Source organism: Acetobacteraceae bacterium (assembly GCA_004843165.1).
Taxonomy (GTDB): domain Bacteria; phylum Pseudomonadota; class Alphaproteobacteria; order Acetobacterales; family Acetobacteraceae.
The window spans coordinates 1,368,528-1,392,753 of the sequence record CP039459.1 but is presented as its reverse complement, the minus strand read 5'-3'; the positions used below and the strand labels follow the sequence as shown (position 1 = coordinate 1,392,753).

The window sequence follows — 24,226 nt, the reverse complement described above, 5'->3', positions numbered from 1 at the left end:
TGCAACCCACTCATTCCCTGAGAGGTCCCTGAGTGCGCAATAACGGCAATTTTTATTTTACATCCGAGTCCGTCTCCGAAGGTCATCCTGACAAAGTGGCGGATCGTATTTCTGATACAGTTTTAGATGCTTACCTAGCCCAAGATCCTGAAGCACGGGTCGCTTGTGAAACATTGGTAACAACCAACCGTGTTGTTTTAGCCGGTGAAATCAGAGGGCCGGAAGCAGTCGCAAAGGCATTACCAGATCTCATCCGTGAGGCCATTAAAGATATTGGCTATGACCAAGAAGGTTTTTCTTGGAAGAATGCTGAAATCACCTCCCACTTACATGCACAATCTGCCCATATCGCACAGGGTGTTGATGCCTCTGCTGAAAAAGAAGAGGGTGCCGGAGATCAAGGGATCATGTTTGGCTATGCCAGCAGTGAAACCCCATCCCTTATGCCTGCCCCGCTTTACTATGCCCATAACCTGCTCCATGAATTGCGTCGTTTACGTCGTGAAAACCCTTCGAGCATTCTTGAGCCGGATGCAAAAAGCCAAGTGACTTTGCGCTATGAGAATGGCAAGCCTGTCGACATAGATTCCATTGTTGTCTCCACCCAGCACGGGCAGAATGTCAAACAGGAAGATATTCGCAATCTTGTCTCTCAAACGATCACCAAAGTGTTACCCTCTGATTGGAAACTTCATGACGATAAACTTTTCGTCAATCCAACAGGGATTTTTGAAATCGGTGGCCCTGATGGCGATGCCGGGGTAACCGGGCGTAAAATTATCGTGGACACTTACGGCGGTGCGGCACCACACGGCGGTGGTGCCTTCTCAGGCAAAGACCCGACCAAGGTTGACCGTTCTGCTGCCTATGCGGCCCGTTACCTTGCCAAAAATGTTGTTGCGGCAGGTCTATCTGAACGTTGCACCATCCAGCTGAGCTATGCCATTGGCGTTGCTCGTCCTTTGTCCATTTATGTTGACATGGACGGCACAGGTAAAGATGTAGACGAGGATAAGCTTGCGCGCATTCTTAATCAGGTCATGGATCTCTCTCCAAGAGGTATTCGTGAGCATCTCCGCCTCAATCGTCCAATTTACGTTCCAACCTCTGCTTATGGGCATTTTGGACGTGAACCCGATGCGGCTTTAGACACTTTTACATGGGAACGTACAGATTTAGTGCCTGCGCTCAAGACAGCGCTTAACCGCTAATTCCGTTTAAGTCATTGCGTATTATGAACGATAAAGTTATTGATCTCTCCTCTGCGAAAAGCGGAGGAGAACTTTCAGAGCTAAAGGCACAGCCGACACGCCTTTATGGGCGACGCCTTGGGCATCCTTTACGCCAACGGCAAGAGGAGCTTCTCACGCAGGAGCTTCCCCGCTTCAGTCTCGAACATCCAGAAAATCCGCTGCGTGATTTCCCGGAAACAACGGCCTCTATGCCGCTATGGCTTGAAATCGGTTTTGGAAGTGGCGAACATATTTCCAAAGAAATGGAACGTGGCGAAAAACGCTATATCGCTTCCGAATTCTTTGAAAATGGCATCTGCTCTCTTCTCGGACGCCTTGTCGAAGAGGAAAAAGAAAAGGGGGAAATGGCACCTGTGCGCCTTTGGGCGAAAGATGCTCGTGTCCTTTTAGATGCCCTGCCAACAGCTTCTTTAGATGGGGCCTGCCTCTTTTTTCCAGATCCTTGGCCTAAAAAACGTCATGCCAAACGCCGTTTTGTGCATCCAGACAATCTCAAAAAGCTTGCACGTGTCATTAAACCCGGCGGGAAGTGGCGTGTTGCCACCGATCATCCTGTTTATCAAGAGTGGGTACGGGAAGTAATGGATCACCAAAATCTTTTTAAAGTTTTTGAACCGGCTACGACAAGACCAGCAGGTTGGTCTCCGACCCGCTATGAAGCGAAAGCTTTCCGTGAAGGAAGGGATTGTCTTTATTGGGAATTTGAAAATAAAGGTTTGCCAATCAAAGCGGAAGACTAGTCTTTGCAAAAGGTATAAAATGACAGAAACATTAGGAGAAAGCGTTATGTCAGAGCCTATCGAACGGGAAGAAATGGCCTTCGATGTCCTCATTGCTGGGGCAGGCCCTGCCGGTCTTTCCGCTGCAATTGCTTTAAAAAAGACTGATCCTTCCCTTTCTGTCTGCCTTATTGAAAAAAGTTCCGAAATTGGCGGGCATATCGTCTCCGGTGCTTTGATGGATCCTCGTGCCGTCAAAGAGCTTTTGCCTGACCATTCTTTAGAGGAATTAGGCCTTACAACCCCTGTGCGTACAGAAAAGCTCTTTTTCCTGACGCACAAAAAGAAATTTTCCATCCCTTTTGTTTCCCTTTTATTGCCAAGTAAAAATAATCATGGAAATTTCGCCCTCTCACTCTCTGAGTTTTGCAAAAAACTTGCAGCCATTGCCGAAGAGCTTGGCGTTGAGATCTATCCGGGCTTTGCAGGCTCAAAATTGGCGACCGAAGATAATAAAGTAATCGGCATTATTACAGGAGATATGGGACTAAACCGTGAGGGCGAGGAAAAAGCTGACTTTATGCCGGGAATGCTCCTTCGGGCGAGGCAAACAATTCTTGCAGAAGGGGTCCGTGGCTCCTTAACCCATCACGCAAGATGCCTTTTCAACCTCTCGGCTGAAAGTGATCCGCAAACCTATGGCCTTGGCATTAAAGAAGTCTGGGAAATCCCAGCAGAAAAACATCGTCCAGGCTTCATCCAGCATAGTTTCGGCTGGCCTTTAGATAACAAAACCTATGGCGGGGGTTTCCTCTACCATTATGGAAAAAATCTTGTTTCTTACGGTTTTGTTGTTGCGCTGGACTATGAAAATCCTTGGCTTTCTCCTTTTGAGGAAATGCAGCGCCTGAAAAAGCATCCTGCTTTTGCAAAACATTTCGAAGGCGGCAGACGCATTGGCTATGGGGCAAGAGCACTCTCTGAGGGCGGCTGGCAAGCCCTGCCAAAACTTTCTTTCCCCGGCGGTATTCTTATTGGCGATTCTGCTGGATTTTTGAATGTACCAAGACTTAAAGGCATTCATACAGCAATGAAATCAGGAATGCTTGGCGCTGAAGCCATTTTGGAAGCCTTCAAAAACAACGAAGCAGAAGCCAGCTCTTTTGAAAAGCGCTTTAAAGATTCATGGCTTGGCAAAGAACTCTATAAAGCACGAAATATTCGCCCTGCTTTTGCCCGTTTAGGCACCATTCTTGCCGCACCTTATGTTTTTTTAGATGAGACAATTTTTCGTGGAAAACTTCCTTGGACGCTAAGACATCACCGTTCGGACAGTCAATCCCTCCGCAATGCAGATGAAATGCCCGAAATTGACTATCCAAAACCGGATAATCAATTAACTTTTGACCGCCCCTCTTCCGTCTTTTTGGCCAATATCACCCATGATGATAACCAGCCCGATCATTTAAAAATCGGAACCACGGCTACTTGGGAAGAAATGAACTGGGATCGTTTCAAAGCACCTGAAACACGCTTTTGTCCTGCGGGTGTCTATGAAACAGAACCAAGCCCGACAAAGTTCGGACGCCATATTTTAAAGGTTTCGCCGCAAAATTGTCTCCACTGCAAAAGCTGCGTGATTAAAGATACACGCCAAGAATTGGAATGGGTGCCGCCGGAGGGCGGAAGCGGCCCGAATTACGGCCCCGGTATGTAAGAAATAATAAGGGGAAATTCTCTTTCCTCTTATTTTTCATCTTCGCAGCAACGACCCTACAAAATTTTTATCTAAAAGATTATATCTTAGGGCGTATTTTTCTTTTAATTTCCCATAAATGGATTGTGTTATGAAAATCCTTGTCCCGTTTAAACGGGTGGTTGATCCCAATATCAAACCTCTTATTGCCGCTGATAACAGCAAAATGGAAACGGATAATTTAAAACATTCCCCTAATCCTTTTGATGAGATCGCTCTCGAAGAAGCCTTGCGCCTCAAAGAAAAGCAACAAGCTTCTGAAATTATTATTATCTCCATTGGCTCCCAGAAAGCACAGGATGTTCTCCGGACAGGTCTTGCTATGGGGGCAGATCGGGCAATCCATTTCAAAACAGAAAATGACGGCCTTAAAAATCTAGAACCTTTAGCGATTGCAAAAATTCTGCACAAAATTGTGCAAAAAGAAGAGATTTCTCTGGTTCTTATGGGCAAGCAAGCCATTGATGATGATTTCAATGCAACAAGTCAGATTTTGGCCGCAAAACTCAACTGGCCACAAGCCTGCTTTGCCAGTGAAATAGAAATCAAAGGCGACAGGGCTGAGGTTTCGAAAGAAAGTGACAAAGGAATTGAGAAAATCTCTCTCACTCTTCCTGCGGTTATCACAGCTGACCTGCGTTTAAACGAGCCACGCTATGCCTCTCTGCCAAATATTATGAAGGCACGTAAAAAACCAATCACAGCGATAACCGCAGAGGAACTTGGTTTAAACGCAAATGATTTGACACCAAGACTTGAAATTCTTGAGATCAATGATCTTCCGAAACGTCCTGAAATGGTCAAGCTCCAGAGCGTAAAAGAATTGGCCGAAAAAATTCATGAAATGAAGCAGAAATTCCAATGAAATCTCTTGTTCTTATTCAAACTGAAAATCAAAAAATCCTCCCTGCCTCTTTGTCTGCTTTAACGGCGGCAAAAAAATTAGGCGGAGAGATCGATGCCGTTCTCCTCAGCGATATGCCGGAAGAAGCGGCTAAAAACCTTTTTGGCATTGGGAAAGTCTATCTTCTTCCTCAAGACATCTTAGAAGGCTCTTCAGCGGAAATTTTAAAAAAAATCTCCCAAGATTACACCCATATTCTTGCAGCAGGCACCTCAGAGGCAAAAAACATTCTACCTCGCCTTGCTGGTTTGTTAGATGTCCAGCCAATTACAGAAGTTACTGACATTCTCTCTGCCGATACATTTGTTCGCCCCGTCTATGCCGGGGCCGCACTTGCCAAAGTGCAGAGCAAAGACAAGACAAAAATTCTTCTTATTCGTGCCGCCTCTTTTGAACCGTCAGAACAAACAGGCACGCACGCCGAAATCATCACACTTTCAAACGAAAATATCACAGCCTATCCCGTTCAATTTCTCGGAAAAGAGACAGCAAGTAATGCAAAAAGAGATCTTGAAACCGCTAAAATTATTGTTTCCGGCGGAAAAGGCTTCAAAAGTGCTGCCGCCTTTAACGAGCTGCTAGATCCTTTAGCAGAAATTCTTAATGCAGGGATTGGTGCCTCTCGTGCCGCTGTCGATTCTGATTTTGCGCCAAACGAGTTACAAGTCGGACAAACAGGTAAAATTGTTGCCCCTAACCTTTATCTTGCCGTAGGCCTTTCCGGTGCTCCACAACATTTAGCAGGGATTAAAGACAGCAAAATTATCTTTGCGATCAATCTAGATCCCCAAGCTCCTATCTTTAGCTATGCGGACTATGGAATCGAAGGCGATCTTTTTGAAATTCTCCCCATTTTAACGGCAGAATTACAAAAACTTTCAAAATAATAAATAATACAGACTAAGTAATAAATGATTTTTTGCCTCTTTATATTTAATAAAGAGGCAATTTTTTTATCTCTATTTTCCATTAAAAATTCTTGTATTTCCGTTAAAGAATTCGATAGAGCAATTTATTTTTAATAAAAATTACTTGAAATCCTTTCCTTTTAACATTAAGCATGTACTCAATAAGGGATCTTTCCGACAACTAAATTACATACAATACGGTCTTAATTACACGCTTTTTTTGAGCTTTAGCTCAACAGCGGGACCTTAAATTATAAATTAAAAGGAGGTTTACGTTGTGCATGGCTCATTTCACTCATAAACAAAGTTGCAACTCAAATCTCCTCACTCAGAAAGAATCGCATTATAAACTTTTTTGGCAAAAACGTTTTATTTTATCAGCGCTCACTTTTTCAATCTTATCACTCACTGATAGTGTATGGGCTAAAGCACGCCCCATCCCCATCGCTGAAATGAAAGAAGCCGATACACGCACAATATCCCATATTGATGTTACCACTCAAGATCCACTCAATGTGGATGGTTCTTCCTTAACTGTTGGGGATGCTGGGAAACCCGCAGGGAACGGTAATGGTTACGTTAAAGTCGCCGCAGGTAGCAGCGCCGACATCTCTAATGGCGGAACTTTAACCATTCAAGCAAATCCTTCCATTGATTCAAACGGCCAGATTACCGGCTATCCAACCCTGCAAATTGGCACAACACAAGGCACCGGGACGGCAAGTGTTAATGTCAATCACGGCACAATCAATGTCGATAAGGGACAGATCCAAGTCGGCGACCTTGCCGGCGCAACAAATGACCCCAATGCAACAGGTGGCGGCCCCGCTACCCTTACAGCGACAGATTCAACCATTAACGGCGGCCTTACCATCGGTGAAGGCGGCAATTCCTCCGCAACCGCTACGCTGACAAATACAACTTATAATGATCAAGGCAATGGTGTCATCGTCGGTTATAGCGGGACACAGAACAGCCTCACCCAGAATGGCGGCACCTCCACAATCGCAGGTCGTGTCACTGTCGGGAATAATGCAGGCTCTGTCGGCAACCTAACTTTCGATCACGGGGCTCAAGCCACCATAGGCGACGGACTTATCGCAGGCTATGGCAAGGGATCTACAGGCAATGTCAAGATTGATAACGGCAGTAAAGTCGCTGCCGACAGCGTCTATCTGGGCGGCGGCGGTGGTACAGGCACACTCAATGTAGATGGTTCTTCCCTAACTGTTGGGGATGCTGGGAAACCCGCAGGGAACGGTAATGGTTACGTTAAAGTCGCCGCAGGTAGCAGCGCCGACATCTCTAATGGCGGAACTTTAACCATTCAAGCAAATCCTTCCATTGATTCAAACGGCCAGATTACCGGCTATCCAACCCTGCAAATTGGCACAACACAAGGCACCGGGACGGCAAGTGTTAATGTCAATCACGGCACAATCAATGTCGATAAGGGACAGATCCAAGTCGGCGACCTTGCCGGCGCAACAAATGACCCCAATGCAACAGGTGGCGGCCCCGCTACCCTTACAGCGACAGATTCAACCATTAACGGCGGCCTTACCATCGGTGAAGGCGGCAATTCCTCCGCAACCGCTACGCTGACAAATACAACTTATAATGATCAAGGCAATGGTGTCATCGTCGGTTATAGCGGGACACAGAACAGCCTCACCCAGAATGGCGGCACCTCCACAATCGCAGGTCGTGTCACTGTCGGGAATAATGCAGGCTCTGTCGGCAACCTAACTTTCGATCACGGGGCTCAAGCCACCATAGGCGACGGACTTATCGCAGGCTATGGCAAGGGATCTACAGGCAATGTCAAGATTGATAACGGCAGTAAAGTCGCTGCCGACAGCGTCTATCTGGGCGGCGGCGGTGGTACAGGCACACTCAATGTAGATGGTTCTTCCTTAACTGTTGGGGATGCTGGGAAACCCGCAGGGAACGGTAATGGTTACGTTAAAGTCGCCGCAGGTAGCAGCGCCGACATCTCTAATGGCGGAACTTTAACCATTCAAGCAAATCCTTCCATTGATTCAAACGGCCAGATTACCGGCTATCCAACCCTGCAAATTGGCACAACACAAGGCACCGGGACGGCAAGTGTTAATGTCAATCACGGCACAATCAATGTCGATAAGGGACAGATCCAAGTCGGCGACCTTGCCGGCGCAACAAATGACCCCAATGCAACAGGTGGCGGCCCCGCTACCCTTACAGCGACAGATTCAACCATTAACGGCGGCCTTACCATCGGTGAAGGCGGCAATTCCTCCGCAACCGCTACGCTGACAAATACAACTTATAATGATCAAGGCAATGGTGTCATCGTCGGTTATAGCGGGACACAGAACAGCCTCACCCAGAATGGCGGCACCTCCACAATCGCAGGTCGTGTCACTGTCGGGAATAATGCAGGCTCTGTCGGCAACCTAACTTTCGATCACGGGGCTCAAGCCACCATAGGCGACGGACTTATCGCAGGCTATGGCAAGGGATCTACAGGCAATGTCAAGATTGATAACGGCAGTAAAGTCGCTGCCGACAGCGTCTATCTGGGCGGCGGCGGTGGTACAGGCACACTCAATGTAGATGGTTCTTCCCTAACTGTTGGGGATGCTGGGAAACCCGCAGGGAACGGTAATGGTTACGTTAAAGTCGCCGCAGGTAGCAGCGCCGACATCTCTAATGGCGGAACTTTAACCATTCAAGCAAATCCTTCCATTGATTCAAACGGCCAGATTACCGGCTATCCAACCCTGCAAATTGGCACAACACAAGGCACCGGGACGGCAAGTGTTAATGTCAATCACGGCACAATCAATGTCGATAAGGGACAGATCCAAGTCGGCGACCTTGCCGGCGCAACAAATGACCCCAATGCAACAGGTGGCGGCCCCGCTACCCTTACAGCGACAGATTCAACCATTAACGGCGGCCTTACCATCGGTGAAGGCGGCAATTCCTCCGCAACCGCTACGCTGACAAATACAACTTATAATGATCAAGGCAATGGTGTCATCGTCGGTTATAGCGGGACACAGAACAGCCTCACCCAGAATGGCGGCACCTCCACAATCGCAGGTCGTGTCACTGTCGGGAATAATGCAGGCTCTGTCGGCAACCTAACTTTCGATCACGGGGCTCAAGCCACCATAGGCGACGGACTTATCGCAGGCTATGGCAAGGGATCTACAGGCAATGTCAAGATTGATAACGGCAGTAAAGTCGCTGCCGACAGCGTCTATCTGGGCGGCGGCGGTGGTACAGGCACACTCAATGTAGATGGTTCTTCCCTAACTGTTGGGGATGCTGGGAAACCCGCAGGGAACGGTAATGGTTACGTTAAAGTCGCCGCAGGTAGCAGCGCCGACATCTCTAATGGCGGAACTTTAACCATTCAAGCAAATCCTTCCATTGATTCAAACGGCCAGATTACCGGCTATCCAACCCTGCAAATTGGCACAACACAAGGCACCGGGACGGCAAGTGTTAATGTCAATCACGGCACAATCAATGTCGATAAGGGACAGATCCAAGTCGGCGACCTTGCCGGCGCAACAAATGACCCCAATGCAACAGGTGGCGGCCCCGCTACCCTTACAGCGACAGATTCAACCATTAACGGCGGCCTTACCATCGGTGAAGGCGGCAATTCCTCCGCAACCGCTACGCTGACAAATACAACTTATAATGATCAAGGCAATGGTGTCATCGTCGGTTATAGCGGGACACAGAACAGCCTCACCCAGAATGGCGGCACCTCCACAATCGCAGGTCGTGTCACTGTCGGGAATAATGCAGGCTCTGTCGGCAACCTAACTTTCGATCACGGGGCTCAAGCCACCATAGGCGACGGACTTATCGCAGGCTATGGCAAGGGATCTACAGGCAATGTCAAGATTGATAACGGCAGTAAAGTCGCTGCCGACAGCGTCTATCTGGGCGGCGGCGGTGGTACAGGCACACTCAATGTAGATGGTTCTTCCCTAACTGTTGGGGATGCTGGGAAACCCGCAGGGAACGGTAATGGTTACGTTAAAGTCGCCGCAGGTAGCAGCGCCGACATCTCTAATGGCGGAACTTTAACCATTCAAGCAAATCCTTCCATTGATTCAAACGGCCAGATTACCGGCTATCCAACCCTGCAAATTGGCACAACACAAGGCACCGGGACGGCAAGTGTTAATGTCAATCACGGCACAATCAATGTCGATAAGGGACAGATCCAAGTCGGCGACCTTGCCGGCGCAACAAATGACCCCAATGCAACAGGTGGCGGCCCCGCTACCCTTACAGCGACAGATTCAACCATTAACGGCGGCCTTACCATCGGTGAAGGCGGCAATTCCTCCGCAACCGCTACGCTGACAAATACAACTTATAATGATCAAGGCAATGGTGTCATCGTCGGTTATAGCGGGACACAGAACAGCCTCACCCAGAATGGCGGCACCTCCACAATCGCAGGTCGTGTCACTGTCGGGAATAATGCAGGCTCTGTCGGCAACCTAACTTTCGATCACGGGGCTCAAGCCACCATAGGCGACGGACTTATCGCAGGCTATGGCAAGGGATCTACAGGCAATGTCAAGATTGATAACGGCAGTAAAGTCGCTGCCGACAGCGTCTATCTGGGCGGCGGCGGTGGTACAGGCACACTCAATGTAGATGGTTCTTCCCTAACTGTTGGGGATGCTGGGAAACCCGCAGGGAACGGTAATGGTTACGTTAAAGTCGCCGCAGGTAGCAGCGCCGACATCTCTAATGGCGGAACTTTAACGCTCCTTTCTCAAAATGAATATCATCTGTCATCCTCAAACACTGCCTTACCTTCCAAGATGTCTGCTGCGCTCTCTCCTCCTTCCGGAACAATCAATGTTTCTGGCACGAGCAATGCCGAAAGTACTTTGGCAGGCATTGGGATTATTGACGGAAATGTAAATATTCGTGATCACGGTGCAATTAACGCTGGTTTTGGCACAGGTACCTTGACCGTCAATGGCAATACGACAATGACAAGTGACTCAAAACTGATTACGGATCTCGGATCTCGTCCGGAAGTCACCAACTTATATGATAGCGGCACTTTTACCTTTCAAAATGGAACATCACTGGTAGCAAATGTCGCTAAAGGTGCAGAGCTACAGGTGAATCAAGCCTACGACCTTATCCACGCAGATGGCGGCCTGGTAAGAGGCGATAACGGGAAGGCAAAATTTTCATATGATGAAAATGGTGTTATCGGTGCCAGTGGTGCAAACGGTTATGGTGTTCTAACAACGACAGGTCTCGAATATAGCAAAGATGATGTTAAAATCACGCTACAATTTGATGCTGCAAAAGGCCTAGGCTGGGGTGGTGACCGTAACCAGACAGGCACGGCTCAGAGACTTTCCCCTTCTGTTGATAATCCGAACAGTCCGCTTCATGGCATTGCCAGCATCCTCGCCGGCTCTGACAACGAACAGCGCCTTTATAATTTAACGCAGATGGATGGTGAAATCGCCTCCGATATGCGGACCGGCAATATCAATAACAATTTCTGGGTCAGAGATTCCGTTAATAACCGCCTCGACTGCCTCGAAGACACGTTCCGCCAGATCGGCGACGGCAAAGCCACAAATTCCAATGTCTGCGGCGTTACCGGTAAAAAGGTCAATGTCTGGGGCAATATGTATGGCGGACTTGGCGGACAAAACGGCCATTCCGGCTGGGATTACGCCGCAAAGACCAGAGATAACGAAGCCGGCTTCATCTGGGGTGTCGATGGCGAAATCGGATCTGAAGGCTATGCCGAGGATAGATGGCATGTCGGGATGATGATGGGCTATGGATCCGTCATGGAATCAGCCAGCGGCGTCTCCTCCTCCGGTGAAAGTAACAACGCCAATATCGGTATGTATTTCGGTAAGCAAGTTCGTTTTGATAACCAGAACTTCTTCACCTTCCACGGCCAGTTTGGCTATACATGGAATATTATGAGCTGGCACCGTTCTGTTGATCTCCAAGGAGCCGCCGCACAATATAATCAGAGCCTCCATGCCAATGAGCTTGGCGGTACAGCGCATATCAATGCCGAGATCGCTTATAAGCATGTCTTTAATCTCTGGGGCACTCCCCTTGAACTCGCGCCAACCGGCTCCATCACCTATTTGAACTATGAGCAGGGTTCCTACCATGAAACAGGCGGCAATCTCGCACTGCACGGCGCAGCCACCAATACCAATTTAGGCTATGGCTTTATGGGGGCAAAAATCGCAACCAACTTTAATATTGGTAATGTTGTCATTACACCGCATGGCAAATTCGGTTATCGCCGCTCCTTCGGGGCCAACCAATCTTATACCCATACAGGATTTGAAGCCCTCGGTGGCGGCACCGATGGACTCTCTATTGTTGGTGTACCGGTGGTACAGGATCAGGCGCTCACAGAATTGGGCTTTGATGTGCATCCAACCGAGTATCTTTCTTTTGGGGCAAATTATGTCGGGCTTTACGGCGGTCACTCCCAGACGATGTCGGGTGGGCAATTGTCAGCGAAAATCGCCTTCTAATTTTTTGGATTGTTAAACAGAGAAATCTGTCCTTTTCGATTATGAGGCTTAGCGCATGACCCTTTAAGGGGGAATGCCCTCACTTTGTGCATCGAATAAAAACAGATTTCTCATTTTTTCCAATTCTGCAAAAACAACATCTATTGAGGAGATGAAGAGAGAAAATGCGACATATGAAGAAATCTATGGCGGTAATGGGGCTCAGCGGCGTCGCACTGCTTGCCGCCTGTCAGATGCATCCTGTGAATACAAATGTTTGCGGCAATAGACCGACAGACGGGATTTGGCAAGAGAAGGTAAAGGCTGCGCTTTTAGAACAGCTTCCAATGCCCTATGGCGATAAGATGGAAGCGCCAAGCGGGAAAATCAAACCTTACCCGCAGGATGTCAGATATGATTTTGGCTCGCCGCATCGCTACATTATCAATTCAGACAGATTTTTCAGCCGCCCTGTCAAAGAGGCCGGCTATACAGTGTTTATCCGAATTGATGAAAAATTACCCGATAATAAATGGCAAGAGAATAGCCGTTATTATTGTTTCCTGCACAATGATCTTGTGACCGGCTGTGAGCGGGTTCATGCCGCAGAGCCGTGGAAACTTACCCATCTCGGTATCATCTTATCCGATGAATATCCAAGAAAGTAGAAGAAAGATAGAGGGCTATTCCTCTCCCTCTTCCCTCTTACGCCTTTTAGAAAGCATCCCTAAAGCGATTCACGGCAAAACGATTTGCTCTTAAAATTTTGCCGACTTCTTTTTCCGCCTGCTCAAGATCATCATTAACAACCAAATAATCAAATTCCGGCCAATGTGAAATTTCAGAAGCAGCTTTTTCCATTCTCGATTGAATAACCTCTTCTTTATCTGAAGAGCGGTTTCTTAAACGTGTTTCTAAGGCCTCTAAAGAGGGCGGTAAAAGAAAAAGCCCTACAACATCCTTTGGGAAGAGTGCCTTTAACTGACGAAATCCCTGCCAATCGAGATCAAGGAGAATGTCTTTTCCCTCTTTTAAAGATTTTTCCAAAGGCGCACGCGGTGTGCCGTAATAATTATCATAGACTTTTGCCCACTCAATGAAGCCGTCATTTTCAATGAGGCCTTCGAACTGTTCTTTTTCGTAAAAATGATAATCTCTGCCGTCAATTTCTCCTGGACGGGGCTGTCTTGTTGTTGCCGAAATTGAAAGTGTGATGTCAGTATTATTTGAAAGAAGTGATTTGCAAATGGTCGACTTTCCCGTGCCAGAAGGAGCCGCAACAACAAGGCATAGCCCCCTGCGTTTCATTTGTGTAAAATCTCTTTCTGCCATTTGCTTCCCTATGTTTATCTAAGTATTATCATCTTAAAATCGTTTTATTGTCTTTTATCTTTTAAAAGACAAAGGTCAATATCTCCTAAGCTGAAAAGGAACATCAACATGGCAATAAAATCTGTTCAGCACGAAAAAGAAAAAGCGGTAAACGTCAGAAAAGCAGAAAAAATTAAACGTAAAAAAATCAAGGCAGCCCGTGCCCAACAAAGGCGTACTTGCCGCAAACGCCGCCGTAAAGAAAAACAGGCAACCGTTGGCAAAATTAACTTCCGAGGCTAAGACCTCTTTTATGAGAAAGGTGGGGTATTCCCCACCTTCTTTCTATATGAATTATTTCAAAAATTTTTAGAAGATCCGCATTTATGAAAGTCCTCCCCTTTGCCATCCCTGGCCCTGCCCTCTTTGTCCCACGTATTTTCAAAGATCCCCGCGGTGCCTTTAGCGAAACCTACAACCAGACCGTCATGCAGAAGGCAGGGTTAAAAGTTGATTTCGTTCAAGATAATCAGAGCATCTCCCATCCCATTAACACAATCCGTGGCCTGCACTGCCAAAAGACACCTTTTGCGCAAGGTAAACTTGTCCGTTGCGGACAGGGTTCAATTTTAGATGTTGCGATTGATGCCAGAACGGGCTCTCCGCATTTTGGTAAATGGGTCAGCCATGTCCTTACGGCTGAAAAAGGCGAGCAACTTTGGGTACCACCCGGATTTTTGCATGGTTTTCAGACATTAGAAGAAAACTGCCTTGTGCTTTATAAATGCACGGCACCTTATCATCACGCCTCAGATGCTTCTGTTCTTTGGAATGATTCCGAAATTAGTATTGAATGGCATAAATTTTCCAACGAACCTGTTCTTTCTGAAAAAGATCAAAAAGCCGGTGCTTTTAACGAAATTAATAATTGGTTCCCTTATGCGAATTTTCCTGATCTTGAATTTCAGTTCACAACAGAGAAATAATCTCCCTTATGCCTAAAAATACCCCTATTCTTATTATTGGCCATGATGGGCAGGTTGCGACATCCCTACGCCATGAAGCAGAAAAAAACGCTCTAAACCTCGTAGCTATTGGACGCTCCTCCTTAAATTTAGCGACAGCAACACAAGAGGAGCTCTCTGCACTTTTTGAAAAAATTCAGCCTTGGGCCGTCATCAACGCAGCAGCCTTTACCCAAGTTGATCTTGCCGAAACACAACATGCCGAAGCACAAGCCATCAATCAAAAAGGCGTTGCCCTTTTAAGTCAGGAATGTGCCAAAAGAGACCTTCCTTTCCTTCATATTTCCACGGACTATGTTTTTGACGGCTCTAAAGGCTCTCCTTATTTTGAAACAGATCCCGTAGCACCGCTTGGTATTTACGGCAAAACAAAAGAGGCTGGCGAAAAAGAAGCCTTAAAATATAAAAAATCAATCATTTTAAGAACCTCTTGGGTATATTCCGCTTATGGAAAAAATTTTGTAAAAACCATTCTCCATGCGGCAAAAACACGTCCTGTTTTAAAAGTTGTCAATGACCAAAAAGGGAACCCAACCTCTGCACCGGCACTCGCAGAGATCCTTCTCGCCATCTTGAAAAACATTCAAGAAAATGGCTGGAAAGCACAATATCATGGCATTTTTCATGCGACTGGCTCGGGGGAAACAACATGGTACGGATTCACAGAATTCCTCCTCTCGGAACGGGAAAAACACGGGCTTTCCATTCCGGAACTCCTCCCCGTCTCAACAGCAGAATACCCAACGCCTGCAAAACGTCCTGCGGATTCCAGACTTAGCTGCCAAAAACTCAAAGAGGTTTTTGACCTTTCCCTGCCCTGCTGGAAAAAAAGTTGCGCTGAAATTGCACTTGAAATTCTACGTCCAGAATTAGAGATAAAAACCAGCTAAAAACAGGAGCTTTCTGCATGTTGAAATTTCTTTTTAAATATTTAGGATTTCTAAAATATTTTCGTCTTGGCTATTATGATCGCCCCGAAAATGTTCCTGTCGTCAGTGTTCGTGGCATGATTTATATGCAGATTGCTATTTTTCTTTATATTCTTTTTATTGCCCTTTGCTTAGGTAGGACAGATACACTCTAAAAAGCCTTTGGTCTCTCTTAACGGACAAGCCAAAGCGCTGCGGCAAAGATCATCATCCCAAAAATAAAAAAGCCGAGTGCAAGACCCACAGTAACAGCACGCCAAAAAGAAATCTGCTCAAGCTTATCATGAACGAAGAAGATTCCTGCTTTTGTCTTTTTATAAAACAACATGATTTTTTGCTTTATAAAAAGGCAAATTCTTTGCCAAAATTTTATTAAAAAATTCCTTTTTTCAAGAAAATCCTCAGAAGAGTCTGAATGCAGCGTATTTTCAAGATCTTCCATGACCTTCTCCCCGAAATAAAGGACTTTAAAAGAAAATTATCCTCACCAAAAAAGATATTTTCTGCTATTATCATTAGGTAAAACATCTCTGACGAAATCTGCAAGTGCTCTGATGAAAACAATAGCCAAATACTCCCGCTGGATATTATCCTTTTTCTGCCTTTTTTCCCTTGCGGCCTGCAACATCAAAGGCCCTTTTCATCACCCAAGCACCTCAACACAACTCCTCACGGCTGTGAACTTACCAACACCGCGCCTTGCTGTTCCCGTTCCTGTCACCATCAAAATCCCGAACCGTGAAACAGCTAATCGTTTTACCAGAGCTCTCACAAGTGCATTGGTGGCCCAAAATGTCCCTGCCGTAAGCCGTGCGCCAAGCCCAGGTGATTGGTGGATTGATCTAGAGGCACATCAACAAGGTGATTTCGTCATTGCCCATTACGCGATTATGGGAGCGAATAATATCATTCAATCCCAAGGGGATACTGATCCTGTCGAAAAATCTGCATGGGACAAAAGCGATCATGATGCGTTAAATACGGTCGCTCTTCAAATTGCGCCTGCCGTTGCCCATGCGCTCAGTGATATTCAGGCCGATCGCATGACGCATGATCCTATGAGCCTACAGAGCAGACCCTCCCGCCTCTACTTACAAAGCGTAAATGGTGCACCAGGAGACGGTAATCTCCTTCTATCAAGAGCCTTTTACAGTGCCTATCCCAAAGATGCTGGAACACTCCTCACCACAAACCAAGGCGCTGATTTTCTTATCAATACAGAAGTTAATCTCTCCAACGCACCGGCGGACGCTCAAGGAAACCCGCAACAGCAAATCGAACTCATTTGGCATGTCCAAGCAACAATGGACAAAAAAGAGGTCGGCGCTGCCACACAAATTCACGCCATCCCTGCCCATTCACTCGATGGGAATTGGGGAGATACGGCGGTTGCGGCAGCCAACGAAGCCGGCCCCGCGATTGCACAAATCATTGCCAATTATACCGGGAAAAACCGAAAATCCCTCCTTTCTCCTGAAAGTAAAATTTTAAGTGAACCGCTGAATAAACCTGACCCGATGAACACACCCGTAGAAAAAAATTATTAGTTAAACCTATTCGTTTGAGGAGAATATTTTATATTTTTCCCAGCTCTGCTAAATTACCCTTGTTAAATACCCCTTTAAAACGGAATGAGAATTTAGAATGAAAATTGTTGCCTGTAATAGCAATTTACCCTTAGCAGAAGCCATTTCTAAGGAAACGGGAATCCCTCTTTGCAAAAGTTCCATTCGCCGTTTTGCTGATGGGGAAATTTTTGCGGAACTCTTGGAAAATGTTCGTGGAGAGGATGTCTTTGTTATTCAAAGCACTTGCGCTCCAACCAACGATCATCTGATGGAGCTTTTAATTGTTCTTGATGCGCTGCGCCGAGGTTCCGCCAAACGTATCACTGCCGTTATTCCTTATTTCGGTTATGCAAGGCAGGAACGCAAATCAGGTCCCCGTACCCCTATCAGCGCTAAACTCGTTGCTAATCTTCTCACTGAATCTGGTGCTAACCGCGTTCTGACCTTGGATCTTCATGCCATGCAAATCCAAGGTTTTTTTGATATTCCAACCGATAATCTTTATGCCGCCCCCCTCTTTGTTCAAGATATTAAAGAGCGTTTGCCTAAAACCATGAAAGCCTATCCAGAAGGCACGGAAATGGTGATTGTTTCTCCTGATGTCGGTGGGGTTGTCCGTGCTCGCCAGCTTGCACGCCGTTTAAATGCCGATCTTGCTATCATTGATAAACGACGTGAACGTGCAGGCGTTTCCGAAGTGATGAATGTTATCGGAGACGTTAGAGGTAAATATTGTATTCTTGTCGATGATATTATTGATAGTGGCGGATCTCTTTGCAATGCAGCTACAGCGCTTATAAAATCCGGTGCGCTGGGTGTGGAGGCCTATATCACCCATGGTGTTCTCACAGGAGAGGCTGTAGAGCGTGTGTGTTCAAGTGATCTAAAAACCCTGACCTTGACCGACACTATTCCTGAAACCGAAGCCGCCGCTAAAGCTAAAAATATTCGCTATATCTCAACGGCAAAATTAATTAGCCGAGCCATAAAAGCCGTTTCTGAGGAAAGCTCAATCTCGATCCTATTTGAGTAAGAAATTCAAAAATTTCTAACGCTTTATCCTTCAAAGTTATTGTCGAAAGTTTACACCCCCCATGCCCTATAAAACCAAAAATAAAGCTTTCCTGCCGCACAAGCTTATGGAAAAAGATTTCTGGTTTTTAAGGCATGGGGAAACAGACTGGAATATTGTTCGCCGCTTTCAAGGGGTCAGCAATATTCCCTTAAATAATCACGGAAGAGCACAGGCGAAGGAAGCGGCACGACAATTAGCGCCTTTATTTGCGCAAGGTAAAAAACCTTTTGACCGCCTAATCTCTTCACCTCTCGATCGTGCAAAAGAAACAGCCGAAATCGTTCAAAAAATTCTGAAAGAAGAAGTTGCTATCCATCTTCCCCTGGAAATTGAAAATCTTCTTATTGAGGTAAATTTTGGTATCAAAGAAGGGACACTGCCGGATCCCGAAGACAACTGGTATGCTGAATGGATGCACGGCGCAGAACCCCCTGAAGGTGCAGAAAGCTTTCAAGCCTTGCAAGAACGTATTTTAAAAGGAATAAATAAGAATTTCCTTTCTTACGAAAATGAAAAAATTATGTTTGTCGCGCATGGGGCAGTTTTCCGTGCCGTTCGCAGTGCAATTAATCTGCCACCTCAATATTCCCTGCCCAACGCAACCCCGGTGGCGCTTATCCCCCCTGCTCCATCAGAAGAAAGCTGGGACTATCAGCTTCACCCCGTGAAAGTTGTAAACTAAGCTTTTGAAAAAATGCCTTCTTTCGCCAAGCCTAACAGGTCTAGCGCTGATTTTCAGCGCTATTCTAGGCATATTAACGGCCTCTTCTCCCTTTAAAGATATTTATGGCCTTCTTCTTGAAAGCATACCTTTTACATCTCTGCCGTTTTCAGGTTTAGATTGGGTTAATGAGGCACTCTTAGGCTTTTTCTTTGCTATTTTAGGGGTTGAACTTCGTCGTGATTGTGAAAGCGGCCCGCTCAGCAATCCAAAATCTGCCCTTTTTCCCTTGTTGGGTGCTTTAGGCGGCATGGCACTTCCGGCGCTCATTGCTTTCTTAGCCGCTCTTCTTTCCCCGAAAAGTGCAGGATTAAATGGCTGGGCGATTCCAACGGCAACGGATGCGGCCTTAACCGTGCCTTTATTGGCCATGGCAAAAACACTCCCGCAATCTATCCGTAGTTTTGTCAGCGCCTTAGCTATTTTTGATGATTTAGGGGCAATTCTTATTCTTGCCCTTTTCTATGGCCATACCCCTGATCTCTTTTGGCTAACGATCCTTCCGCTACCTCTCGCCTTGCTGATTTGGATTGGAAAATCCGGCCTTAAGCCACAATATCTCCTAACGCTCTCGATCGCTGTAACAGGTATCCTCTGGTATTTTCTCTGCCGTGCGGGTATTGCTCCTGAACTTGCAGGACTTGCCCTTGGGCTTACCTTGCCAAAAGAATCAGGCATGCGTCTTGCATCCTTTTTAAGCCTTCCTGTTGCTTGGATCATTTTGCCGCTATTTGCCTTTTGCAATACCGGAATTGACCTGACAAAATGCCATTTTGACTATTTTCAAAGTGGGGCCTTTCTTGGGCCAAGCTTAGGGCTTTTTCTCGGCAAACCGCTCGGCATTGCCCTGATTGTTCTCCTCTGTGAGAAAGCTGGCCTGCCTGCCCCTTGGAAAAAACATGAAAGACATTGGCTCTTGGGCGCTTTTATGAGCTGCGGTATTGGCTTTACCATTTCTCTGCTCCTTTCACGCCTTGCCTATCCCGCCATAGATTTCCAAATGCAGGCGGAAGCCGGCGTTGCGCTTGCCTCCACGCTATCGGCCCTTTGTGCCTATTTTCTTTTAAAAAGATCTTCTTATTTAAACAGATAAAAAAAGCCCCCCAAATTGGGAGGCTTTTTAAAAATTATTTCACAAAATTTAGAGCGAATAATACATCTCAAACTCTGCCGGATGTGGACTTTTTTCTAAACGCAGCACATCTCTCATTTTCAATTCAATATGTGCCTCAATTTGATCTTTGGTAAAGACGCCGCCTTCAAGTAAGAAATCATGATCTTTTTCCAAAGCCTGCAAAGCAGAGCGTAAAGAATGGCAAACTGTTGGAATTTTTTTCCGTTCCGCCTCTGGCAATTCATAAAGATTTCCAGACATAGCCTCACCCGGATGAATTTTTTTCTTAATCCCGTCCAGACCGGCCATCAACATAGCGGAAAAGGCAAGATAAGGGTTGGCTGTCGCATCTGGAAAACGCACCTCAACACGCTTACCTTTTGGATTATTCACCAAAGGAATACGACAGGAAGCTGAACGGTTAGCCGCAGAATAAGCCAAAAGAACCGGTGCCTCAAAACCCGGCAACAAACGTTTATAAGAGTTTGTGGATGGGTTGGTGAAAGCATTCAAGGCTTTAGCATGGTGGAGAATACCGCCGATATAATAAAGCGCCGTTTCAGAAAGGCCTGCATATTCCTTGCCTGCAAAAACAGGCTTGCCTTCTTTCCAAATAGACTGATGCACATGCATCCCAGAACCATTTTCGCCTAGAATTGGCTTTGGCATGAAGGTTGCCGTTTTACCGTAAGAAGCCGCCGCATTATGCACGCAATATTTATAAATCTGCATATTATCAGCAGCTTTAATCAAAGAGGCAAAGCGAATACCAAGCTCATGCTGAGAGCGGGCAACCTCATGATGATGACGTTCCGGCTCTAAGCCCATTTCCGCCATAAGGGAAAGCATTTCTGAACGCAGATCCGGTTCACTATCAACCGGATTGAGCTTCATATAGCCGCCATTATGACCGGGCCGCTGACCAAAATTTCCTTCGGAATAATCTTTTAAGCCAGCTTCTGCACCTTCGGTGCTTTCAACTTGGTACGTGCTGTAATGTCCCCCAACACCAAAACGTGCATTATCAAAAATAAAAAATTCCCCCTCAGGCCCGAAGAAAGCTTCATCCGCAATGCCGGTGCTTTTGAGATATTCCTCTGCACGGCGGCCTGTGGCACGTGGATCACGTGGATAAAGCGCACCTGTAAGCGGATTAACAACATCACAAATCAAAACAAGTTGCGGACGTGCTGAAAAAGCATCTAGAACAGCCGTTTCCGGGTCAGGGATCAAAGCCATATCTGCCTGATCAATGGCTTGCCAACCCGGAATAGAAGAAGCATCAAAAAGGAAACCCTCTTCAAAACTTTCCGGTGTTAAAGTTGCAACGGCCTGTGCGACATGATGCCATCTTCCATCTGGGCTAGTGAAGCGCAAATCGGCAAAATCAATGCCCTGCTCTTCGATCATGGAAAGAATTTTCTGAATAGCTGCTTTCGAATGTTTCTTCGGGGCAGTTGCGTTTTTTTTGGGGGATGGCATAGCTAAGACCTTAAGAAATTATAGACAAATTAAAGTCTCCGAGAAGACTTTCCTTTTTAATCCGTTTTTTCTTCATTTCCTAGTCTTTTAGACTATTGCATCCTCTGCTAACCTATTAGTCCCCCAATATTTTAATTTATGCTTTTAAGGCCTCTCAGCCAGCATAGAGAGCAACCAAAGAGCGAAAAACGCCTCTGAGGATATAGGGAAATAAAAACTGCAAACTCAGTAAAAGGACCAAAGGCGAGAAATCCATCATGCCGGTTTGCGGTAGAATCGCCCGAATAGGATTTAGCGCTGGCTCAACCAATTTAGCGGTTACCTGAAAAATCGCCATGACAAACCGATTCTCTTGGCTAATAAGTCCAAAACCAATAACCATGGAAAGGATACAATAAGCCAAAATCACATAGACATAAGCATCCATTAAAAAGAAAAGAAGTTGAAAAACAGTTGCAATCAGCAGCACGTAATATTCCTTAATTTCGGCTTTATCCGTTCAAAGCCATTCTATAATATTGTTCTCAGATTTAGCTTGTTTAGGGTAAAAATAGAAGGAAAAGCTTTTTCTCTTTATTTCCTCTTCTCTCCCTCTTGACCTCTTCTGTAAAAAGCGCAATGGATACAAACAAGAACTTGGAATAAGCCTGTAGGCTTCATGGGGGTTTAGCTCAGTTGGTAGAGCGTGTCGTTCGCAATGACAAGGCCAGCGGTTCGATTCCGCTAATCTCCACCATATTCATCTAAGAAACGCACTTTCCTGCTGCTTTTCTTGTTTTTAAAATTTTCTGTCCCACGCCCAGTCCTACATTTATTACATTTCTTCTTTTTCTAAAAACTGTTAGAAATCTTGAGTATTATTGACCTAAAAATCTCAAGGAAATTCTGCATGGCCGCTTCTGAAAAGCCTAAAACAGCCACAAAGAAAACTATAAAAACAGAAAGTTTCGAATCTTCCTTATTTAAAGCTGCCGATAAATTACGTAAAAATTTAGAACCGTCTCAATATAAATATATTGTTCTTGGCCTGATTTTCCTGCGTTATATTTCTGCCTCTTTTGAAGAAAAACATGCAGAACTTCTTAAGGAATATCCAGACTCTGCCGAGGATAGAGATGAATATATCGCTGAGAATATTTTCTGGGTTCCAAAAGAGGCACGCTGGGAATTTCTAAAAGAGAATGCCCGCATTACAGGTCAGCATAAAAACGCAAAAACAGGCCGCATGGAAAATGTTTCGATTGGCTTGCTCATTGATCGTGCAATGGAAGCTGTCGAACGAGACAATCTCTCTCTTAAAGGTGTTTTGCCCTCTGGCTATGCAGAGCCTGCCTTAGACCAATCAATGATTGGCGGTCTCGTTGAGCAGTTCACCAATGACATTAAACCTCAGAAAAAAGGCCAAACGACGAGAGACCTTCTCGGCCAAGTTTATGAATATTTTCTGGGCGAATTTGCAGGGAAAGAAGGCAAAAGAGGCGGTGAATTTTACACACCACGCTGTGTGGTGCAGCTTTTAGTTGAAATGCTCTCCCCGCAACAGGGTGAGCGAATTTATGACCCCTGTTGTGGATCGGGTGGGATGTTCATCCAATCTGAAAAATTTATCGAAGCCCATGGCGGAAAAATTGGCGACATTGCCATTTACGGACAGGAAAGCAATCAGACAACCTTTAAACTCGCCAAAATGAATCTCGGTGTTCGAGGGATTTCTGCCAATATTCAATGGAATAATGTCGGCTCCTTTTTAAAAGATGAGCTTCCCGATGAACGTTTCGAAGTGATCTTGGCCAATCCGCCCTTTAACATCTCGGATTGGTGGGAAGCATCCCTGCAAGGAGATGTCCGCTGGAAATATGGCCAGCCGCCACAGGGAAACGCCAATTTTGGGTGGATGTCGCATATTTTGCATCATTTAACCCCTGATGGACGCGCAGGCGTGGTTTTAGCCAATGGCTCTATGTCCTCAGGGCAAAAAGAGGAATCTGCCATTCGTCAGAATATGATTGAAGAACAGGTTGTTGACTGTATCGTCGCCCTGCCGGGACAAATGTTTTTTACAACGCAAATTCCAGCCTGCTTATGGTTTTTAAATAAAGAGAAAAACCCAAAAACATTACGCAATCGTAAAAAGGAAATTCTCTTTATTGATGCCAGAAAAATGGGAAAAATGGTGAGCCGTACACGGCGAGAGCTCACTAAAGAAGATATCGCAAAAATTGCCCAAACCTACCACGCATGGCAGGGGATCAAAGAGGCTGGGAAATATGAAGATATCGCGGGCTTTTGTTACGCCGCAACCTTAGACGAAGTCGCCGAAAATGATTTTATCGTCACGCCCGGCCGATATGTCGGCATCGCTGAAAGCGAAGAAGATACCGAACCCTTTTTAGAAAAATTCTCCCGCCTTCAAAAAGCCCTTTTTGAGTCTCTCGAAAAAAGCGCAAGCCTCGACAAAGCGATCAAAGACAATCTTAATAAGATTATTCTGCCCCAAGAAGAGGAGATAAAAAATGACGCTTGATCTCTCAACGCTTCGCCTTGCGGTAAAGAATTTAAAAGAGGGAGAGGCGCTTCTGAAAGAACATCCCGATAGCCCTGCCTATCGTGATATGCAAACCAAACGCTTCGATCTTGCATATGAACAGGCACATAAATTTATCAAAAGATGGCTTGCTGAAAATCACCCCTCCCCCGAAGAGGCCTCCCAACTCTCTTTCCCTACCATGATTAGAGAAGCCTATGCTTTTGGGATTATCGCCCATAGCTGGGATGTCTGGCAGCAGTTTAGGATTTTACGGAATAAATCTGTTCATACCTATAATGCAGAAATCGCCAAGGAGGTTTTGGAAGGTATTCCTGATTTTCTAAAAGAAGCTGAAGTACTTTTGGCACGCCTTGAAGCAAAAATGGCTTAAT

At 45.9% G+C, this 24,226-nt stretch carries 18 protein-coding genes and 1 tRNA gene; 16 read left to right on the top strand and 3 right to left on the bottom strand.

What is annotated here, in order from left to right:
- Positions 1-32 precede the first annotated feature (32 nt).
- The 7 genes from FAI41_06765 (at position 33) to FAI41_06735 (ending at position 12,750) form a co-directional block, all read left to right on the top strand.
- Complete coding sequence (locus FAI41_06765) at positions 33-1,211, top strand: methionine adenosyltransferase (protein ID QCE33319.1); 1,179 nt, start codon at positions 33-35, stop codon at positions 1,209-1,211.
- A 23-nt stretch (positions 1,212-1,234) separates the two neighbouring features.
- A complete protein-coding gene (gene trmB / locus FAI41_06760) occupies positions 1,235-1,993 on the top strand; it encodes a tRNA (guanosine(46)-N7)-methyltransferase TrmB (protein ID QCE33318.1) in 759 nt (252 codons plus the stop codon).
- Positions 1,994-2,066: 73 nt separating this feature from the next.
- Entirely contained in the window at positions 2,067-3,689 is a 1,623-nt protein-coding gene (locus FAI41_06755) for an electron transfer flavoprotein-ubiquinone oxidoreductase (GenBank protein ID QCE33810.1), read from the top strand.
- 130 nt (positions 3,690-3,819) lie between these two features.
- A complete protein-coding gene (locus FAI41_06750) occupies positions 3,820-4,593 on the top strand; it encodes an electron transfer flavoprotein subunit beta/FixA family protein (protein QCE33317.1) in 774 nt (257 codons plus the stop codon).
- Positions 4,590-5,519: an electron transfer flavoprotein subunit alpha/FixB family protein gene (locus tag FAI41_06745; protein QCE33316.1), complete on the top strand. Its 930-nt coding sequence runs from the start codon at positions 4,590-4,592 to the stop codon at positions 5,517-5,519. The genes FAI41_06750 and FAI41_06745 overlap by 4 nt, the downstream gene beginning before the upstream one ends.
- Before the next feature lie 302 nt (positions 5,520-5,821).
- Positions 5,822-12,103, top strand: a complete 6,282-nt coding sequence (locus tag FAI41_06740; protein QCE33315.1) for a hypothetical protein — start codon at positions 5,822-5,824, stop codon at positions 12,101-12,103.
- 164 nt (positions 12,104-12,267) lie between these two features.
- The gene (locus FAI41_06735) at positions 12,268-12,750 is read left to right on the top strand and encodes a hypothetical protein (GenBank protein ID QCE33314.1); all 483 of its coding nucleotides are present in this window, start codon (positions 12,268-12,270) and stop codon (positions 12,748-12,750) included.
- 46 nt (positions 12,751-12,796) lie between these two features.
- On the opposite strand, the gene FAI41_06730 is transcribed toward FAI41_06735, so the two are convergent.
- Positions 12,797-13,414 carry a guanylate kinase gene (locus FAI41_06730; GenBank protein QCE33313.1) on the bottom strand — a complete coding sequence of 206 codons (618 nt, stop codon included), beginning with the start codon at positions 13,412-13,414 and terminating at the stop codon, positions 12,797-12,799.
- A gap of 365 nt (positions 13,415-13,779) precedes the next feature.
- Here FAI41_06730 and rfbC point away from each other — a divergent pair, with 365 nt between their 5' ends.
- The 6 genes from rfbC to FAI41_06700 all read left to right on the top strand — a co-directional run bounded on the left by rfbC (position 13,780) and on the right by FAI41_06700 (position 19,804).
- On the top strand, positions 13,780-14,379 hold the full coding sequence (gene rfbC / locus FAI41_06725) for a dTDP-4-dehydrorhamnose 3,5-epimerase (protein ID QCE33312.1): 600 nt from the start codon (positions 13,780-13,782) through the stop codon (positions 14,377-14,379).
- A gap of 8 nt (positions 14,380-14,387) precedes the next feature.
- On the top strand, positions 14,388-15,308 hold the full coding sequence (rfbD, locus tag FAI41_06720; GenBank protein QCE33311.1) for a dTDP-4-dehydrorhamnose reductase: 921 nt from the start codon (positions 14,388-14,390) through the stop codon (positions 15,306-15,308).
- Between the two features lie 593 nt (positions 15,309-15,901).
- Positions 15,902-16,894 (top strand): hypothetical protein, encoded by a 993-nt coding sequence (locus tag FAI41_06715; protein ID QCE33310.1) that lies wholly within the window; start codon positions 15,902-15,904, stop codon positions 16,892-16,894.
- 97 nt (positions 16,895-16,991) lie between these two features.
- Positions 16,992-17,948 (top strand): ribose-phosphate pyrophosphokinase, encoded by a 957-nt coding sequence (locus tag FAI41_06710; protein QCE33309.1) that lies wholly within the window; start codon positions 16,992-16,994, stop codon positions 17,946-17,948.
- A gap of 61 nt (positions 17,949-18,009) precedes the next feature.
- Positions 18,010-18,672, top strand: coding sequence for a histidine phosphatase family protein (locus tag FAI41_06705; protein ID QCE33308.1), 663 nt, complete (start codon positions 18,010-18,012; stop codon positions 18,670-18,672).
- A gap of 4 nt (positions 18,673-18,676) precedes the next feature.
- On the top strand, positions 18,677-19,804 hold the full coding sequence (locus FAI41_06700) for a Na+/H+ antiporter NhaA (GenBank protein QCE33307.1): 1,128 nt from the start codon (positions 18,677-18,679) through the stop codon (positions 19,802-19,804).
- 48 nt (positions 19,805-19,852) lie between these two features.
- On the opposite strand, the gene glnA is transcribed toward FAI41_06700, so the two are convergent.
- On the bottom strand, positions 19,853-21,235 hold the full coding sequence (gene glnA, locus FAI41_06695; GenBank protein ID QCE33809.1) for a type I glutamate--ammonia ligase: 1,383 nt from the start codon (positions 21,233-21,235) through the stop codon (positions 19,853-19,855).
- A 226-nt stretch (positions 21,236-21,461) separates the two neighbouring features.
- Positions 21,462-21,734 carry a YggT family protein gene (locus tag FAI41_06690; protein QCE33808.1) on the bottom strand — a complete coding sequence of 91 codons (273 nt, stop codon included), beginning with the start codon at positions 21,732-21,734 and terminating at the stop codon, positions 21,462-21,464.
- A gap of 233 nt (positions 21,735-21,967) precedes the next feature.
- Between FAI41_06690 and FAI41_06685 the strand changes: the two genes are divergently transcribed.
- From FAI41_06685 to FAI41_06675, 3 genes are all read left to right on the top strand, one after another.
- A tRNA-Ala gene (locus tag FAI41_06685) sits at positions 21,968-22,043 on the top strand.
- 153 nt (positions 22,044-22,196) lie between these two features.
- Positions 22,197-23,831 (top strand): type I restriction-modification system subunit M, encoded by a 1,635-nt coding sequence (locus tag FAI41_06680; GenBank protein QCE33306.1) that lies wholly within the window; start codon positions 22,197-22,199, stop codon positions 23,829-23,831.
- Positions 23,821-24,225, top strand: coding sequence for a nucleotidyltransferase (locus FAI41_06675; protein QCE33305.1), 405 nt, complete (start codon positions 23,821-23,823; stop codon positions 24,223-24,225). Before FAI41_06680 ends, FAI41_06675 begins: the two co-directional genes overlap by 11 nt.
- Position 24,226 lies beyond the last annotated feature (1 nt).

What these genes read in the sequence shown, in the direction of transcription:
- FAI41_06715 (QCE33310.1), top strand. Translation starts at nt 15,902, where the DNA reads ATGAAAACAATAGCCAAATACTCCCGCTGGATATTATCCTTTTTCTGC.
- FAI41_06730 (QCE33313.1), bottom strand. Translation starts at nt 13,414, where the DNA reads ATGGCAGAAAGAGATTTTACACAAATGAAACGCAGGGGGCTATGCCTT.
- FAI41_06680 (QCE33306.1), top strand. Translation starts at nt 22,197, where the DNA reads ATGGCCGCTTCTGAAAAGCCTAAAACAGCCACAAAGAAAACTATAAAA.
- trmB (QCE33318.1), top strand. Translation starts at nt 1,235, where the DNA reads ATGAACGATAAAGTTATTGATCTCTCCTCTGCGAAAAGCGGAGGAGAA.
- FAI41_06745 (QCE33316.1), top strand. Translation starts at nt 4,590, where the DNA reads ATGAAATCTCTTGTTCTTATTCAAACTGAAAATCAAAAAATCCTCCCT.
- rfbD (QCE33311.1), top strand. Translation starts at nt 14,388, where the DNA reads ATGCCTAAAAATACCCCTATTCTTATTATTGGCCATGATGGGCAGGTT.
- rfbC (QCE33312.1), top strand. Translation starts at nt 13,780, where the DNA reads ATGAAAGTCCTCCCCTTTGCCATCCCTGGCCCTGCCCTCTTTGTCCCA.
- FAI41_06710 (QCE33309.1), top strand. Translation starts at nt 16,992, where the DNA reads ATGAAAATTGTTGCCTGTAATAGCAATTTACCCTTAGCAGAAGCCATT.
- FAI41_06690 (QCE33808.1), bottom strand. Translation starts at nt 21,734, where the DNA reads ATGGATGCTTATGTCTATGTGATTTTGGCTTATTGTATCCTTTCCATG.
- glnA (QCE33809.1), bottom strand. Translation starts at nt 21,235, where the DNA reads ATGATCGAAGAGCAGGGCATTGATTTTGCCGATTTGCGCTTCACTAGC.
- FAI41_06675 (QCE33305.1), top strand. Translation starts at nt 23,821, where the DNA reads ATGACGCTTGATCTCTCAACGCTTCGCCTTGCGGTAAAGAATTTAAAA.
- FAI41_06740 (QCE33315.1), top strand. Translation starts at nt 5,822, where the DNA reads ATGGCTCATTTCACTCATAAACAAAGTTGCAACTCAAATCTCCTCACT.
- FAI41_06735 (QCE33314.1), top strand. Translation starts at nt 12,268, where the DNA reads ATGCGACATATGAAGAAATCTATGGCGGTAATGGGGCTCAGCGGCGTC.
- FAI41_06750 (QCE33317.1), top strand. Translation starts at nt 3,820, where the DNA reads ATGAAAATCCTTGTCCCGTTTAAACGGGTGGTTGATCCCAATATCAAA.
- FAI41_06755 (QCE33810.1), top strand. Translation starts at nt 2,067, where the DNA reads ATGGCCTTCGATGTCCTCATTGCTGGGGCAGGCCCTGCCGGTCTTTCC.
- FAI41_06705 (QCE33308.1), top strand. Translation starts at nt 18,010, where the DNA reads ATGCCCTATAAAACCAAAAATAAAGCTTTCCTGCCGCACAAGCTTATG.